The sequence below is a fragment of the Mesorhizobium sp. M8A.F.Ca.ET.057.01.1.1 genome, assembly GCF_003952565.1.
Taxonomy (GTDB): domain Bacteria; phylum Pseudomonadota; class Alphaproteobacteria; order Rhizobiales; family Rhizobiaceae; genus Mesorhizobium.
Genome location: NZ_CP034454.1, coordinates 1,963,274 through 1,979,682, shown reverse-complemented (window position 1 = coordinate 1,979,682; position 16,409 = coordinate 1,963,274). Strand labels below are relative to the sequence as shown.

Below are 16,409 nucleotides of genomic sequence, written 5' to 3'. Positions count from 1 at the left end.
CGGCGTCTTGAAGGGACCCATGATCCATCCATCGGCAATGAGGCCGCACGGTACAGCGGCCGCCCTTTCGCTGGCCATTTTCGTTCTGGCGCCGGCACACCACGCGCTGGCCGCGCAGCCGGCCGGCCACGCCTCGGGCATCGGCGGCTCGGCGGAGGGACTATTCGTCGCCGAGATCGTGCTCCTGCTTCTGGTCGGCCGTGGCCTCGGCGAAATCTTCCAGCGCTATGGCCAGCCGGCGATCATGGGCCAGCTGATCGGCGGCATCCTGCTCGGGCCGTCGCTGTTCGGCTGGATATGGCCCGACGCCCAGCATCTGATCTTCTCCACCGACCCGGCGCAGAAAAGCATGATCGATGCCGTCTCGCAGCTCGGCATCCTGCTGCTTCTCCTGCTTACCGGGATGGAGACGGATCTGCGCCTCGTGCGGCGGGTGGGCGCGGCCTGTTTCTCGATCTCGATCACCGGCGTCGTCGTGCCCTTTGCCTGCGGCTTCGCGCTCGCGCAGGCGCTGCCGGATTCCCTTCTGCCCGAGCCGAGTGAGCGCATCGTCGCCGGACTGTTCCTCGGCACGGCGCTGTCGATCTCCTCGGTCAAGATCGTCGCCATGGTGGTGCGCGAAATGAACTTCATGCGCCGCAATCTCGGCCAGGTCATCGTCTCCTCCGCCATCATCGAGGACACGATCGGCTGGCTGATCATCGCCGTCACCTTCGGCATCGCCACCAATGGCAGCCTGCAGGTGCTGCCGCTCATCATCACGGTGGCCGAAGTGGCGCTGTTCATGGTGTTTTCCTTCACCATCGGCCGCCGCGTGGTGTTCACCCTGATCCGCTGGAGCAACGACTCCTTCCGCAGCGAGTATGCCGTCGTCACCGTCATCCTCATCATCATGGGCGTGATGGCGCTGATCACCAATCTGATCGGCGTCCACACCGTGCTCGGCGCCTTCGTCGCCGGCATACTGGTCGGGGAATCGCCGATCCTGTCCGACCACATCGAAGGCCAGCTGCGCGGCGTCATCACGGCGCTGTTCATGCCGGTGTTCTTCGGCATGGCCGGCCTGTCCGCAAACCTCACCGTGCTTGCCGACCCGACTCTGGCGCTGCTGACGCTAGCGCTGGTACTGATCGCCAGCATCGGCAAATTCTCGGGCGCCTTCCTCGGTGGCCGGCTGGCCGGCATGTCGCTGAGGGAGGCCATCGCCGTCGGCAGCGCCATGAACGCGCGCGGCTCGACCGAGGTCATCGTCGCCTCGATCGGCCTGTCGATGAACATCCTGTCGCACAATCTGTTCACCATGATCGTCACCATGGCCGTCATCACCACGCTCGCCATGCCGCCAATGCTGCGCTGGGCGCTCGGCCGGCTGCCGGTCGGCGATGCGGAAAAGCAGCGCGTCGAGCGCGAACTGCTCGACGAACACGGCTTCGTCTCGAAGCTGGAGCGATTGCTGCTGCTCGTCGACGACAGCCCGGTCGGCAAGTTCACCGCCTATCTCGCCGGCCTCGTCGGCGGCGGCAGCGGCATGCCGACCACGCTGCTTCACCTCGAGGACGGCAAACTGCCCGGCCCTGCCCGCGACAAAGGTCCCGAGCGGGCCTCGAAACAGGTCAAGAAGGCGGCGGCCAGAAGCGCCAGGGCTGTCCGCAAGGCCGAGGATACGCCCGTCGACGAGGTCCACCTCACGGCCCGCGCCGAGGCTGAAGCCACCACCGAGACCATCGCCGCCGAGGCCCGCAAGGGCTACGGCCTTCTGCTGGTCGGGCTCGACAACGCGCTGACCGACAGAGGCACCTTCAGCGGCACGCTGAACGATATCACCAGCGGCTTCGACGGCCCGCTCTGCCTGGTGCTGAATGGCGCCAAATCCAGCGGCAAGATGCCGATGCTGCGTGCCGGCGCGACCATTCTGGTTCCCGTCAACGGCACCGAGGTGGCGCGGCGCGCCGCCGATTTCGCGCTGGCCCTGGCGCGGCCGCACCGGGCCCACGTAAAAGTCCTTTACGTCTCGCAGGCCCGCAAGGGCAGCCGGCCAAGCTCGGTTTCGCACCGCCGCGAGGAGGCCGTGCTCAAGGATGTCGCCGATCTCGCCGACCGCTATGGCGTCGCCGTCGAGACCGCCATCAGAACGCGCGCCACGCCCGACCAAGCGATCGCCAGGGAAGCGGCCAAGGGCGCGGCGATGGTGGTGATGGGCGTCACCCAACGGCCGGGCGAAGAGCTGTTCTTCGGCGACACGGCGACCGCCGTGCTGGCCGCCGTCGCCTGCCCTGTCGTGCTTCTGGCGAGCGATCGCGTCAGGCGAGCCGAAGCCGGCGCCGAGGAGGCGACAGCCGAGACCGGCGCCTGATGTCTGCGGTCCTACAGGCCGAGGAACTGCCGCCCGATCATGTAGCCCAGCGCCGCCGCGACGAGCGGGAACAGCGCCGGCGCGACCTTGCTGAACAAGGAAATGCTTGTGTCCTTGGGCGGCACATAGCGTGCATTGCCGAGATTTTTGGTCATTGCGTACCCCACGCGCACCGATAATTAGCGGATGCTTATTGATGCATGGCCGAATTAACGGGTTGTAAAGAAATTCGATCGAATAGCCGACCATTGCGCGGCGCCCACAGCCTATTTGTCGCCTTGTTCGAAAGCGCCGATGCCTTGCGCGATGCGAGCGAAGTCGAGCCCGGCCATGTCATCGCCTGCTGGAAACGCGCCGGCTGAGCAGGGCTACAGACAAGCCGCCCGCGCTTCGGCTACAGTTCCCTCGGGGGCGTCACCAGGGGGAGGATCGAGATGAGCAAAGCCAGTTCAACGCCGGCCGGGCAACCCCGGCCGCCCAGCCCGAGACAACTCGCCGAGATCGCCAGCTACCACGCCCATATCTATTACGGCGACGCCGCCCAGCGCCAATACGCCGAATGGCTGCGCCAGCGCATCGGCGAACGTTTTCGCGTGCGCCTGGGCAGTTGGCGCGACGAGCCGGTCGGCCCGCACGAACAGGCCATGTACCAGGTCTCCTTCGCCACCGAAATCTTCGCCACGCTGGTGCCCTGGCTGATGCTGAACCATGGCGGCCTCAGCATCCTCATCCACCCAAACACCACCAACCCCAAGCGCGACCATCTGGTCGACCCGATCTGGATCGGAAAGGCATTGGGCGTGCATGGCGAGGTGCTGGGGGAAGAGGATGAGGCGGAAGATGCGCTGGAGGTGAATACGGAGCCGACGCTGGAAGCCTGAGAGGGCGTCCAGACCCGCGATGAGGGGGTCTCGCGACGATTTGATGATCCCATGGGGAATGACCAGATGAACAACCAACCCTTGGCCGCCGAAACCTTGCCCTATCTGTCGGCCGCGCTGCTCGACCGCCTGTCGATCTCGACAGTCGACATGGTCGACGAGATCGAACGCCAGATATCAGGCCAGAGGCGGGGCGAAGTCTGGTGCGCGCCGAAGGCGGTCGTGCTGCCGGGCGACGACCGCTACATCATGGCGACGCTTGGCGTTGCGTCGACGCCGCCGGTGCTCGCCACGAAATCGCTGGTCGTCAATCCGCGCAACGCCGGGCGCGGACTGCCCACGCTCAATTCGCTGATCACGCTGCTCGACGCCGAAACCGGCCTGCCGCTTGCCCTGGTCGACGGCAACTGGGTGACCGAAAAACGCACGGCCGCCTTGAGCGCCGTCGCCGCCAGGCGCATGGCGAGAAGCGACGCGTCATCCCTGGCCTTCATCGGCTGCGGCGTGCAGGCCCGAGGCCACCTCGAAGCCTTCGCCGACCTCTTCCTCTTGCGCGAAATCCGCGCCTTCGGCCGCGGCACCGCCAACCGCGACGCGCTGTGCCAGATGGCGCGCTCGAGCGGGCTGCAAGCAATCCCCTGCGACACGGCACAGGCCGCGATCGAAGGCGCCGACATGGTGGTGACGACAGTGACCCTGGTGCCCAAACCCGAACCGTTCCTCGACGCCAACTGGCTGAAGCCGGGAAGCTTCACCGTGATGACCGACCAGGCCCTCCCCTGGCTGGCCGAGACGATGCCCCGCTTCGACCGCATCATCGTCGACGATCTGGAGCAGGAGCGAAATATGGCCAAGCCGATGGTTGATCCTGCACTGGTTGTGGGTGACCTGACGGGTTTAGTTTGCGGCGATTTTGCGGGGCGGGAGGGCCGGGCGAGACGACGGCGTTTGTTTTTCGGGGGCTGGCGGTTGGGGATCTGGCGGTGGCGGGGTTGGCGTATGTGCGGGCGAAGGCGGCTGGGGGAACGTAGGGAGCGCGAAGCGGGTTTCGGTTCGCGATTGCGTCAGGGCCGCGCGGGAGGACGGTGAGGTAGAAGAGGCGCTGGAGGTGATACGGATTCGACGTGGTGTGAAGGGTGGCGACCAACAACGGGCAGGTGTCGTCACGAAAAGGACATGCAATGCCCACCGCTTCGCGCCACGTCGCGAGGTCGTCGGCGTTGCTTATCTCCTGCACTGGCGAGTGGGCCGGCGCCTTCTAGACGTTCGCCAATGTCTTCATTTGCCTCGTGTAGTGCGGTCCAACTGTTAACCCACTTGGCTCCAATGTCGGATCAAGCATCGAGGTCGTAAATATAATTTGGTGCGGAAATTTCGCATTTTTCGACTCTTCAATAAGAATCCGTTGGTAGTTGTGACTCCGCTTCTCTTCCATACCTTTATCTTCGATGTTATCCATGAGAAGAAATTTCGGATGCCAAAAATCAGCATCATACGATGCAGCTAATAGTAGAGACAATATTGCTGTGTTCTTCAAAACAACATTACTACTTTCTGCAAAGTTCATCTTTCCGTCAACCAACATCGCATCATCGCCAAAATTGACAGAAAAGGCTGTAGGATTCTCAAAAGCCTCCTGTCTTTTGAGATCCTTTGTCAGAATTCGCTTGCCAATCGTGCCGACCAAATTCATTGCCTTCGCAACTCGCGCCATATAAGATGCCTCGAGCCGCTTGATTTTAGCCTCAAGCAATGCAATCTCATCATTGAGCGTTGACCGCTGCACCGATAGCTCATCTATCCGTTGAAGAGTGGCGCGAAGTTCCTCCATATACTCGGCTTCCCGTTCGAGCCCGCCTAGCAATTTGTATCGTTCGGCAAGGTAGGCTTCGCGTGGAGAATTGCTGACGTCATACCGCGACGAAAAATCGGCCATCGTTGAGGAGTAGGCCCGCCGCAGAGTCCTGACTTCACTTTGCAACCTCTCCACTTCTGCCGCCTTCATGGTCAGAAGTTGCCGCGACTCTCTGATCTGAAGTTCATGATCCACCTTCAGTTCAAAATATTTGGACTTTGCCTTGTCTTCATCGATGATCTCATCACAAACTATGCAATGTTGAGCTTGCTTGTCCGAAAGCGGTTTCAGGCACGCAGGACAATATTGGAACTCGATGGTTCCCAACCGGAACGACAAATTCTCTGCGGCACCGAGGGCGGCTAACTGTTGTTCGAGGTGCTCTACGAATTGATTAATCTCTCCCTGCTCGCCTTCAAGATCACTCAAACGCTGTTCAGATCCTTGAAGTTCTCCCGCCAGCTTCTGAAGTCGTCGCCTCATTACTTTGCGTTCGGCCACAAACTCTTTGGCTTGATCTTCCTCAATAATTGAATCAACATTGCGAATCTCGTTTGCGATCCGCACCTTTCGAGTATTCAGTTCGCCGAGCCGCGTGTCCAGAATTGCAACTGAAGTCAGCCCTTCCGGACTCGGCAAGGATAGAATCGCAGCTTTATAAAGGCGGTCCTTTTCGGCGTAGTCGGCTTTGGCCTCTCTCAGTTTGATGAGACTCTCGTAGAGGTCATATCCGTTGACGCCAATAACAAGTTGTCCAACCGTCTCGCGTATTTCACGGGTATCGAAGCTCTCGAACCGAAAAAGCTTACCGGGTGGGGTCTGCTGATCAGCATAAAGCAGTCGAAGCAACTGATGCATGGTAATATTGGAATTGGCCGCGTTCGGTGCGTCTGGGATTCCAGCCGCTCGGAAAGCTATCTGCGTAAACGACAAATCCAGCCCACTGGGTGGGCGCCGGATGGGGACACGCTGCCAATCATCGATACCCTTGTCTAAAGACTCTTCCAGCGAGCCGTAGTAGACAAGTATAGGCTCCTGTTTGCTTCCGACTGCCCGATGAAGCGTGAGTATTGAATGTTCTGTTTCAACCTCTATGCGAACCGCTGAGCAATTCCTCGCGGCGTCCTTCCACCGATCAAACTCGCCGCCAAGTCCATAGAATATGAAATCAGCAATTGTAGATTTCCCTGATCCGTTCTCACCCCTTATAATGTTGATGCCACGATGGAATAGCTCATCGTAGGCCACCTCTTTCCCCCGGGTAACACGAAGTCTTTTGAGCGCTAAAAAAGAAACCACGTTTAAGTACCGATCCTTCGCAATCCGGTCATTGAGCGGAGGCCGCCCTTGCCTTGTCCAATAGCGACGTAGTCTGTCACTAGGAAATTTAGAATCTCTTCTTCTCCAGGCAAAACCAGTTGATAACCTAGCTGAGATACTAGATCACGGCCGTGCTCACTGAGGCCATACCTGTCTCGGTTGACGGGCTCCAATTCGACCAGACCCTTTCCGACAAGGTTGTGGAGCGCTAGCGTCTGGATTCCACCCATTTTGGTATAAAGAATTGGTGGGGAGGGATATTGAATGAAGGTTTCGTCGGGTTTCGGGATGCGCAACGCGGTAAAGGTGCGCCGCACGTCAGCGCTCATATGCGTAAGATGAAGCAGACTTGGATTGACGAAATAAAAATCGGAAACAAAGAGTCGGTCTCGATTCGGGGGCTCACCCTTCCAATGCGACAGCAGTGCCAAGTACCGGCGGGCCGTGTCGAACAGATCAAGCTGCGCATACCACAACCGATATGTCACGGCTTATCCCACCGAATATGACAGCGCTCAGTAAGAAAGTAGAGCGCGTTCATGATCGTTTTTGCTGTCGCACTTTCGGGGGCATATTTTTGGCTGAGCGGATCAACGATCTGGGTTTGGATTGCAGCGGCGACCGTCGCTTCATCCGCATCATTACAGATCAAGGGATAAAAGATAAGACTTTGAAAGCGTTGTTCGATATCCGCAAGTAAGCTCTTGTAGACTGTCGATATTGATGTCTTCAGCCCCGTCCGGAGAAATGGGCGTGCAAATTTGCTCTGAGAGTCATTTGCGAAATCATACTGATGCTCCCGCCCAGCGGCGACCATTTTAGACATCAGATCTCGCCTATCGCTGCCAGATGGCTCGTCGAGATCGTCGGCGGCGAACGCGTCATTGACGGTGGCCTCAGGGGAGCAGACGAGGAGAAGCAATTTACGTATACGATGCCTGATGCTGGTGTAGATTAGACTGCTACGATCCGTCGGTTTGCAAATGTTAATGTGATCAGCATCAATTGGGATGGGCATTGCTCCATTTACACCAGGGTCCGCGCTCTTCTCATCGACCACAAGGAACGCGTTATTCGTTAAATGTTTTTCATGATAGATAGCAATTGTCAGTGAAGTTCTTTGACAATGCGCGCGAAAACTCTCGTTTAATTCCTTTAGTTCGGAATTATCATTTATAAGCTTTTCAACATGAACCGACGTAAAACCTTTAACGAAGAACTTAAGTAAATTCGCCAAACTGGATCCGCTGTGCGGGGTAGCAATAAAGATAACTCCGAGACATTGCTCACCGATGTTCTGCCAGTCCTCGTCCGTTGACTCCCTTGCGGTTCTAATTATCTGCTTGACCAGCAACCCACCAAGACTGTGACATATAAAAACAATAGGCCTATTGCCAAAATCATAGCTGGCGAGTGTTTCGATAACATTCTTGGCTCGATCGTATAAGTTCATCTCCTTCTTCGCCCATTGGGCAAAGACACTTGCCGGGAAACCAAGTGTATAAAGATTAAGCTGTGGAATGTCTTTGGCTAACCAGTGCGGCCAATATCCACCCTCGACCTCGCTTGAACCCTCAAAAGTCCAGGTGTCCACGGGATCTCCAGAGAGACCGTGCACAAAAATGACGTCGACTGCACCGCCGTTAGCCGCGATGGTAGCGAAAAAATTAGAACTGGCGGACACACTGAATCTCAATGGGGCAATGGATATACAAGCTTAAAGTATTGTCGAGGTATTTCAAGCCTACCGTGACCCCAATGCTCACATTCCTTGTCGGCCCAGGCTATGGTGCTGGAAGATGCCGCGACCTATGAAGTCATGCCCTCGTTTTGTCTGCGCTTCGATAGTTAGTTTCGGAATAGATCTGACCGAGCCTCGAGCGGGGATATCTTGCCACAGTAAATTATAGGGCATTCAAAGGGCTGAGCGCCTTATTCTCGCGGCGCAGGTCCGCCATCGGTCGGTATGGTTTGCCTACAGAGCGGGATGCGGTGGTCCTTAGCGGCTCGCCCCACTACCCCCCGCCAATCTCGGCAGCAAAAAAATCTCCGCCCCTTCCGGCAGCTCCTTGCTCCACGTATCCCGATAAATCGTCCCGTCGATCGCCACCGCGATCCCGCGATCGATCCAGGGCTCAAATCCGGGATACTGTTCAGCCAGTTTCCTGAACAGTTCCCTGATGTCCTTGGCCTCGACCTCGACCTTGCTCTTGCCCCCGGCAAGCTGGCTGAGCGCGCCCCAGAGCGTGACTTCAACCATCGCGCGCCGGAGCCTCGCCCTACCCTTCCCGTTCCGCCTCGATGGCCGCCAGGATGCGCGGCGGCGACATCGGGATGTGGGTCATGCGCACGCCGGCCGCGTTCGAGACCGCGTTGGCGATCGCCGCCAGGGGAGGCACGATCGACGTTTCGCCGACGCCGCGCACGCCATAGGGGTGGTTGGGGTTGGGGATTTCCAGGATCTGCGTGTCGATCATCGGCAGGTCGGAGCACACCGGGATGCGGTAGTCGAGGAAGCCGGCGTTCTGCAGCCGGCCGTCCTTGCCGTAAATATACTCCTCGTTGAGCGCCCAGCCGATGCCTTGCGCGGCACCGCCCTGGTACTGGCCCTCGACATAGGTCGGGTGCACCGCCTTGCCGGCATCCTGCACCACCGTATAGCGGATCACCTTGGTCGCGCCCGTCTCGGGGTCGACCTCGACGTCGCATATATGGGTGGCGAAGGAGACGCCGGCACCGTCGGCGACGAGCTCGCTGTGGCCGGCGATCGGCCCGCCTGTGGTGCCGGACTTGGCCGCGATCTCCTTCAGCGACAGTTTGCCGAGATTGCCGTGCTTCTCGCCCTTGGCGACCGCGTGGCCCTGTTCCCAGACCACGTCGTCGACCGAAATGTCCCACATCTGCGCGGCGCGCTCGCGCAGGATCTTGATCGCGTTGCGGGCGGCCGAGATCGTCGCCATGGAGGAGGAGAAGGTGCCGCGGCTGCCGTCGGTCATGTCGTTGTAGCCGAGGCTCGACGTGTCGGCGACGATAGCCTTGAGCTGGGAATAGTCGATGCCCAGTTCCTCCGCCGCCACCAGCGACAGCGAGGCGCGGGAACCGCCCACGTCGACGGTACCCACCGCGAGCGAGACAGAGCCGTCCATGCCGATGTTCAGGTCGACGCAGGTCTGGCCGCCGAAATTGAACCAGAAGCCGCAAGCCATGCCACGCCCCTGGTTTTCTTTCAGCGGCGCCTTCATGTGCGCATGGTTCTTCACCGCTTCCAGCGTCGGGCCGATGCCGATCGGGCCGTAGACCGGGCCGTAGGACGAGCGCGTGCCTTCCTGGGCGGCGTTCCTGATGCGGAACTCGACCGGATCCATGCCGAGCTCCTTGGCGAGCTCGTCGACCGCGCTTTCCACCGCGAAGGCCGCCATCGGCGCCGAGGGCGCGCGGTAAGCGGCGGTCTTCGGCCGGTTGACCAGCACTTCGTAGCCGACGGTCTTGACGTTATCGAGCTTATAGCAGGCGAACGCCGTCATGGCGCCGATCTCGGCCCATGAACCGGCATAGGGGCCGGCGGAATAGCGCAGCGTGGCTTCCGCCGCCGTGATCGTGCCGTCCTTGCGGGCGCCGATCTTGACGTCGATCGAGGTGGCGCTGGTCGGGCCGGAGGCGCGGAACACCTCGTCGCGGGTCATCACCAGCTTCACCGGGCGGCCGGCCTTGCGCGACAAAGCGAGCGCCACCGGCTCGGCCCAGACATGGGTCTTGCCGCCGAAGCCGCCGCCGATCTCCGAGGAGGTGACGCGCAGCTTCGAGGCTTCCATGCCGAGCAGTTGCGCGCAGTGCTGGCGGTAGACGAAATGGCCCTGCGTGCAGACCCAGAGGTCCGCCGTGCCGTCGGTGCTGACATTGGCCACGCAGGCATGCGGCTCGATATAGCCCTGGTGCGTCTGCTCGGTCTTGAACGAGCGCTCGACGATGAAATCGGCGTGGCCGAAACCCTGATGCACGTCGCCATGGCCGAACTGCGAGCGCTTGGTGACGTTGGATGGCTTGACCGGCTTTTCCTCAAGCCCCTCGGTGAACACCGCGTCGTTGATCAGCGGGGCATGGTGCTGCATCGCCTCGTCGACATCGGTGACATGCGGCAGCACCTCGTAGTCGACCACGATCAGCTTCAGCGCTTGCCTGGCCGTGCGGGCATCGATCGCGGCGACGGCGGCCACCGCATGGCCGTCATAGAGCGCCTTGGTGCGCGCCATGCAATTGTCGAGGATGTCGTACATGGCGGCATCGCCATCGGTAAGATCGGGCAGGTCTTTCGCCGTGATCACCGCCTTCACGCCCGAAAGCGCTTCCGCCTTCGAGGTGTCGATCTTCCTGATCTTGGCATGCGCGTGCGGGCTGCGCAGCACGCGGCCGACCAGCTGGCCGGCCATGTTGAAGTCGGCGCCGTAGCGGGCGCGGCCGGTCACCTTGTCGACGCCGTCGGGACGGATCGGGCGCGTGCCGACGGAAGCGAATTTACGCCCCGAAAAACGCGGATCGAAATTCATCTCAGGCTCCCTTCATCACGATTGCCGCGTCCTGGACGGCGCGCACGATCTTGTCATAGCCGGTGCAGCGGCAGAGATTGCCGGCCAGGCCGAAGCGGATTTCCTCCTCGGTCGGGTCGGGGTTCTTGGCCAAAAGGTCCTTGGCCGCGATCAGGAAGCCGGGCGTGCAGATGCCGCATTGCAGCGCGGCATGCTCCAAAAACTTCTGCTGCAGCGGGTGCAGCTTGTCGCCATGCGCCATGCCTTCGACCGTCTCGATGCGGCGGCCTTCCGCTTCCGCGCCGAGCACCAGGCACGAACACACCAGCCGGTCATCGAGGATGACGCTGCAGGCGCCGCAGTCGCCGGTGCCGCAGCCTTCCTTGGCGCCGGTCAGGCCGAGCCGGTCGCGCAGCACGTCGAGCAGCGTCTCGTCGGGCTGGCAGAGATATTCAATCGTGTCGCCGTTGATCGTGGTTGAAACCGCTACGCCAGCCATCATTTGCCTCCTGCACGTGCATAGGCGGTCTGTGCGGCTCTGCTGGCCAGCACGCCCGCAACCTTGCGCCTGAATTCGATTGTGCCGCGCTTGTCGTCGATGGGGCGGCAGGCCCCGGCGCAGACCTTGGCCAGCCGCTCCAGCGCTGCCTCGTCGAGCTTGCGGCCGACCAGGGCCTCGGCCCCTTCTTCCACCAAAAGCACGGTCGGCGCCGCGGCGCCGATCGCCACGCGGGCCGCCGTCACGACGCCGGCCTCGTCCAGCGTCAGGTTGACGCCGGCGCTGACCACGGCGATGTCCATCTCCGTGCGCGGAATGAACCTGAGATACGCATCGGCCGAGCGCGGCGCTTGGCTGCCGAGCAGGATCGCCTCGATGATCTCGCCCTTGGCGAGCGATGTCCGGCCCGGTGCGGTCGGCACGGTCTCCACGGCAATCGTGCGCTTGCCCGACGGGCCGACAACCACCGCCCTGGCGCCCGCCGCCACCAGTGCCGGCACGCTGTCTGCCGCCGGCGAGGCGTTGCACAGATTGCCAACGATCGTGCAGCGTCCCTGCACCTGCTTGGAACCGATCAGCTTCGCCGCCTCGACGACGCCTGGCCACGCCTTCTTCAGCGCGGCGTTCTCGCCCAGCACCGCGCAAGGCACGGCGGCACCGATGCTGAAGCCGTCGGCGGTTTCCCTGATGTCGCGCAGGCCGGCGATGGACTTGATGTCGATGATCAGTTCGGGTTCGACAAAGCCGCCCTTCATCCTCACCAGGAGGTCACTGCCTCCGGCAAGGATGGCGGCCGGACCGGCCGATCCGGCCAGTTGGCCGACGGCGTCTTCGATTGAAAGCGGACGTATGTAGCGCATCGTCTCCCCTTGGTATGGCGATTTCAGCGACCGTTATAAACAATCGTCTCATAATGACCATCCGGTTGGTAGGCCGAGGCGATTGGGCCAGATGGCGCGGGCGCTGGTGCAGGGGTCTTGACCGCGCCTTGCTGGGCGCCGATCCTCCCGGCCAAAGGGAGGAGCTTCGATGCGACATCTGTTGGTTGTGCTGGCCGCCTTGACGCTGCCGACCGCGGCGCAGGCAGCCTCGATCTATTACGGCGCCAGGGTGGGCATGGCCCTCACCATCGTCAAGAAGTCAGGCATTGGCTCCACCCACGCCAGCATCGTGGCCAAACACAACAGGCGGTACGCAACCATCTTCTGCCGCGAGTATGGCCACGATTTCACCAAGGCTTGCGTCGACGAGGAAATGGCATCGCCGCTTCACTTCGAGATCACCGCCAACTGCAAGACCGGCGAGTTCACCACCTTCTATGGCGCCAGCATGATCTTCCAGGGCCGCAACAAGGGCACGGAGGTGACGACGGACTACCTCATCAAGGCTGTCGAGGAGAACGTGGTGCTGGATGGCTCGGGCGCTTCCGGTTACGACTACACGCTGGATCAGTTCAAGGCGCTCTGCCCCAACCGCGTGCGGTAAGGCACTTCGCGGGCGGACGCCCCGCACGACACACCCCGGTGCCGGCGAGCGATCTCGCCGATAGATCTTTTCGGAAATCGCGTCGCCCTCATCCGTTGGACGTCGGCAATGCTGGCGATATCGGCGCTTTTCTTTGCCGCTGCCGTGTGGATGGAAGGCACCGGGCATCGGGAGCCCGCTGGCGTGGTTGCCCATGACGAGGCGGCCGAGTCCCAGGAACAGGGCGGTCATGATGAAGCTGGCGAGAGCTCCAACCCAAAACATCAAGACAACGCCGCGACCAGCGAAACGAGCGGTCATGCCGAGCCGACGTTTCTTGGCATGAACCTCGAAGATTCTCGCCTGGTATGGGGGTTCGTGGCTGTTTCAATCTTGCTCGCCGTCGCCGTGATGCGCTTTGGGCTCGTTGCACCTTTTGGAAACGCGACGCTTTTGCTGGCTATCGTGCTTGCGGGGGTCGCCGCAATTCTCGATGGCCGGGAGGTGTTCCTGCAACTCGATCGGGCCAACGCAAGCGTCGCAGGCCTCGCCGGACTGACGGCCCTCACCCATATAGCGGTTGTCGTCCTGGCCGCGTTGGCCTGGCGTGCCGCTTCCCCTGTCGGCCCGGCAACAACGCGGGATACACAATGAACATTGGCAAGACGATCTTCGGCACCAGCCTGACGTTTGCATGTGCCGCGCTCGGCGGGATCACTGGCTGCTCGGCCGGGTATCGCGTTTCTGGCCCGCCGAAGCCCGGAACTTGGACCGTGGCGGACCCGGCCATTTGTCGCTAGCAATTCGTCATCAGTTTCTCATGCGGCCGGGCGTGCCATGAGGGCTGCAGCGGAGGCCGAAAAACCATGACCCTGACCAATCGCGACATCGTCGAACTGACCGGGTGGCGGCGCAAGCTGCACCGGCAGCCGGAAATCTCGAACGAGGAGGAGAAGACGGCGAAAGAGGTCGTCGCCTTCCTCGCCGACACCGGGCCGGACAAGGTGCTGACCGGGCTCGGCGGACACGGCGTCGCGGCCATCTACGACAGCGGCAAAAACGGACCGACCGTCCTGTTTCGTTCGGAACTCGACGCACTGCCGATCAAGGAACTGTCGGGCGTGCCGCATGCATCGCAAGTGCCGGGCAAGTCGCATATGTGCGGCCATGACGGACACACCGCGATCCTGGCAGCCCTTGGCCGCCAGTTCGGCCGCGAGCGGCCGGCCAGCGGCCGCGTCGTGCTGATGTTCCAGCCGGCGGAGGAAACCGGCAATGGCGCGGCCGGCGTCGTCGCCGATCCGCGCTTCGGCGAGATCGCGCCGGATTTCGCCTTCTCGCTGCACAATCTGCCCGGCGTGCCGTTCGGAGAGGTCAGGCTCAAGCCCGGCGTGGTCAACTGCGCCTCGCGCGGCATGCGCATCTTGCTGGAAGGCAAGACCGCGCATTCCTCCATGCCCGAGACCGGAACCTCGCCCATGCCGGCGATCTCGGAGCTGATGCCGGCTCTGCCCGCGCTCGGCCGCGCGACCTTTGCCGATGACGACTTCTCCATGGTCACCGTCACCCATGCGCGGATGGGCGAAGCCGTGTTCGGCATCGCGCCCGCCCATGCCGAGGTCTGGGCGACGCTGCGCACCCGCCGCGACGAGCGCATGGCGGACCTCTGCGCCGCCGCCGAAACGCTGGTCAAGGAGATTGCCGGCCGGCACGGCCTCTCCGCCAGTTGGGATTATCACGAGATCTTCGTCGCCAGCGTCAACGCGCCCGACGCCGTCGAACATCTGCGGCGCGCCCTAGACGAAGAGAGCGTCACGCATGGCGAGGAAGCCCTGCCGATGCGCGCCTCGGAAGATTTCGGCCTGTTCGGCCACAGCGCTTCGTCGGCGATGTTCTTCCTCGGCGCCGGCGAACGCCACCCCGCCCTGCACAATCCCGACTATGACTTTCCCGACGACCTGATCCCGATCGGCTCGAAGATCTTCATGCGCACGGCGCGCAACCTTCTCGGCTGATTTCAGCGGAACCCGGCCAGCACCGCCGCCAGCACCGCCACGCCCTGCCGCAAGGCATCCACGTGGAGCCCGGCATAGCCGAGGATGAACCCCGCCGTGGCCGGCCGCGGCCCGGCCGGGTCGTAGAGCGGCGACACCGGATGGAGGCCGATCCCGGCGGCCTGCGCGGCCGCGACGATCGAAGCAACGCGATCGGCGCCGACGCCGTTCACCCAGATGACCAGATGCAGCCCGGTGCCGGCGCCCTCGATGGTGACCGATTGGCCAAGCTTGTCCGCCAGCGCCCGCAGCAGCAGCGCCCTTCGCTCGGCGTTCTTCCTGCGGATGGCGCGCACATGGCGCTCGTAAGCGCCGCTGGCCAGCATGTCGGCCAGCGCGTCCTGCTCCAGCAGCGGCGAGTGCCGGTCCGTCAGGCGCTTGGCCGCGCTGAACGCCTGGCGCAGACCGGCGGGAACGACGAGATAGCCGAGCCGCAGCGTCGGCGACAGCGTTTTCGACAGCGTGCCGGCATAGATGACCATATCCGCGTCCAGCGTCCGCAGCGGCGGGATGGGGGCGATGTCGTAGCGGTATTCGCCGTCGTAATCGTCCTCGATGACATAGGCGCCTTCCCGCGCCGCCCAGGCCAGCAGCGCGCGCCGGCGCGTCGCCGACAGGACGCCGCCGAGCGGAAACTGGTGCGAGGGCGTCACATAGGCGAGCCGCGCCGGCGGCAGCGCGTCCGTCCTCAGCCCGTCGCCGTCGACGGCAATGGGCGTGGCGACACCGCCCGCCGCCGCGAAGGCCTGTCGGGCAAGCAGGTAGCCGGGGTTTTCGATGACGAAGCGGTCGCCCGTATCGAGCAGCAGCCGGGCGCAGAGATCGAGCCCTTGCTGCGAACCGTTGACGATCACGATCCGGTCCGGCGTGCAGGAGATGCCGCGCGCCCGCCAGAGATAGCCTTGCAGCGAGGCACGCAGATCGGCCGAGCCCTGCGGGTCGCCATAGGCCAGCCGCGCGCCGCGCCGCACGCTGGCCCTGTTCATCGCGCGCCGCCAGGCCAGCACCGGAAAGTCGGCGCCCGACAGGTCGCCATAGCGGAAATCCGCGACCCGCGCCGGCTGCGCCAGGGCTGGCACCGGCAGGCCGAGCAGGCGTTGCGCGAAGGCCGAGAGGTGACGGGGCGCGGCCGCCATGGCGGGTTTGGGCGCCACCGTGGCCCCCAGCCCCTGCGCCACTTCAGCGCGCGCCCCTGCCCGCGAGATCAGGTACCCCTCGGCGATGAGCTGGCTGTAGGCCGCCGTCACCGTCGTGCGCGACGCCCCCCATTCGGCGGCGAAGACCCGGGTCGACGGCAGACGGTCGCCGGGCTGATAGGCGCCGCTGTGGATCTGCTGCTTGATACCAGCGATGATGCGGCGAGCAGCTCCGTCCTCTTTCAACTGGACCACCTTAACTCTTCGAAACTGGATATTCCAACAGGCCAGATTGTCTGGCATCTGTGGCTGCAACGCAAGGAG

At 62.5% G+C, this 16,409-nt stretch carries 16 protein-coding genes; 7 read left to right on the top strand and 9 right to left on the bottom strand.

All coding sequences use genetic code 11. The features are described from left to right. Nucleotides 1–19 precede the first annotated feature (19 nt). Nucleotides 20–2,353 (top strand): cation:proton antiporter, encoded by a 2,334-nt coding sequence (locus tag EJ077_RS08955; protein WP_245458694.1) that lies wholly within the window; start codon nt 20–22, stop codon nt 2,351–2,353. Nucleotides 2,354–2,364: 11 nt separating this feature from the next. Here EJ077_RS08955 and EJ077_RS08950 read toward each other — a convergent pair whose 3' ends face one another. Next, entirely contained in the window at nt 2,365–2,508 is a 144-nt protein-coding gene (locus EJ077_RS08950; RefSeq protein ID WP_208701288.1) for a hypothetical protein, read from the bottom strand. Between the two features lie 45 nt (nt 2,509–2,553). On the opposite strand from EJ077_RS08950, the gene EJ077_RS08945 reads away from it, so the two are divergent. The 3 genes from EJ077_RS08945 to EJ077_RS08935 all read left to right on the top strand — a co-directional run bounded on the left by EJ077_RS08945 (nt 2,554) and on the right by EJ077_RS08935 (nt 4,323). After that, nucleotides 2,554–2,715 carry a hypothetical protein gene (locus EJ077_RS08945; RefSeq protein WP_208701286.1) on the top strand — a complete coding sequence of 54 codons (162 nt, stop codon included), beginning with the start codon at nt 2,554–2,556 and terminating at the stop codon, nt 2,713–2,715. Nucleotides 2,716–2,787: 72 nt separating this feature from the next. Further along, the gene (locus tag EJ077_RS08940; RefSeq protein WP_208701284.1) at nt 2,788–3,234 is read left to right on the top strand and encodes a DOPA 4,5-dioxygenase family protein; all 447 of its coding nucleotides are present in this window, start codon (nt 2,788–2,790) and stop codon (nt 3,232–3,234) included. A gap of 66 nt (nt 3,235–3,300) precedes the next feature. Beyond that, nucleotides 3,301–4,323 (top strand): ornithine cyclodeaminase family protein, encoded by a 1,023-nt coding sequence (locus EJ077_RS08935; protein WP_245458693.1) that lies wholly within the window; start codon nt 3,301–3,303, stop codon nt 4,321–4,323. A 169-nt stretch (nt 4,324–4,492) separates the two neighbouring features. Here EJ077_RS08935 and EJ077_RS08930 read toward each other — a convergent pair whose 3' ends face one another. The 7 genes from EJ077_RS08930 to EJ077_RS08900 form a co-directional block, all read right to left on the bottom strand. After that, nucleotides 4,493–6,337 (bottom strand): AAA family ATPase, encoded by a 1,845-nt coding sequence (locus EJ077_RS08930; RefSeq protein ID WP_208701282.1) that lies wholly within the window; start codon nt 6,335–6,337, stop codon nt 4,493–4,495. Between the two features lie 53 nt (nt 6,338–6,390). Beyond that, nucleotides 6,391–6,897, bottom strand: a complete 507-nt coding sequence (locus EJ077_RS08925) for an ABC-three component system middle component 5 (protein WP_208701280.1) — start codon at nt 6,895–6,897, stop codon at nt 6,391–6,393. Beyond that, nucleotides 6,894–8,093, bottom strand: coding sequence for an ABC-three component system protein (locus EJ077_RS08920; RefSeq protein WP_208701278.1), 1,200 nt, complete (start codon nt 8,091–8,093; stop codon nt 6,894–6,896). The genes EJ077_RS08925 and EJ077_RS08920 overlap by 4 nt, the downstream gene beginning before the upstream one ends. A 315-nt stretch (nt 8,094–8,408) precedes the next feature. After that, nucleotides 8,409–8,669, bottom strand: coding sequence for a MoaD/ThiS family protein (locus EJ077_RS08915; RefSeq protein ID WP_208701277.1), 261 nt, complete (start codon nt 8,667–8,669; stop codon nt 8,409–8,411). 19 nt (nt 8,670–8,688) lie between these two features. Next, nucleotides 8,689–10,953 carry a xanthine dehydrogenase family protein molybdopterin-binding subunit gene (locus tag EJ077_RS08910; protein WP_208701275.1) on the bottom strand — a complete coding sequence of 755 codons (2,265 nt, stop codon included), beginning with the start codon at nt 10,951–10,953 and terminating at the stop codon, nt 8,689–8,691. 1 nt (nt 10,954) lies between these two features. Beyond that, entirely contained in the window at nt 10,955–11,431 is a 477-nt protein-coding gene (locus tag EJ077_RS08905) for a (2Fe-2S)-binding protein (protein ID WP_127277000.1), read from the bottom strand. Beyond that, a complete protein-coding gene (locus EJ077_RS08900) occupies nt 11,431–12,291 on the bottom strand; it encodes an FAD binding domain-containing protein (RefSeq protein ID WP_208701273.1) in 861 nt (286 codons plus the stop codon). The genes EJ077_RS08905 and EJ077_RS08900 overlap by 1 nt, the downstream gene beginning before the upstream one ends. Nucleotides 12,292–12,460: 169 nt before the next feature. Between EJ077_RS08900 and EJ077_RS08895 the strand changes: the two genes are divergently transcribed. From EJ077_RS08895 to EJ077_RS08885, 3 genes are all read left to right on the top strand, one after another. Then, nucleotides 12,461–12,916: a hypothetical protein gene (locus EJ077_RS08895; protein ID WP_208701271.1), complete on the top strand. Its 456-nt coding sequence runs from the start codon at nt 12,461–12,463 to the stop codon at nt 12,914–12,916. Nucleotides 12,917–13,024: 108 nt separating this feature from the next. Beyond that, complete coding sequence (locus tag EJ077_RS08890; RefSeq protein ID WP_208701269.1) at nt 13,025–13,549, top strand: hypothetical protein; 525 nt, start codon at nt 13,025–13,027, stop codon at nt 13,547–13,549. A gap of 212 nt (nt 13,550–13,761) precedes the next feature. Continuing rightward, a complete protein-coding gene (locus tag EJ077_RS08885) occupies nt 13,762–14,910 on the top strand; it encodes an amidohydrolase (protein ID WP_208701267.1) in 1,149 nt (382 codons plus the stop codon). 2 nt (nt 14,911–14,912) lie between these two features. Here the strand turns inward: EJ077_RS08885 and EJ077_RS08880 are convergent, their stop codons facing one another. Then, nucleotides 14,913–16,340 (bottom strand): PLP-dependent aminotransferase family protein, encoded by a 1,428-nt coding sequence (locus EJ077_RS08880; RefSeq protein ID WP_416859543.1) that lies wholly within the window; start codon nt 16,338–16,340, stop codon nt 14,913–14,915. Nucleotides 16,341–16,409 lie beyond the last annotated feature (69 nt).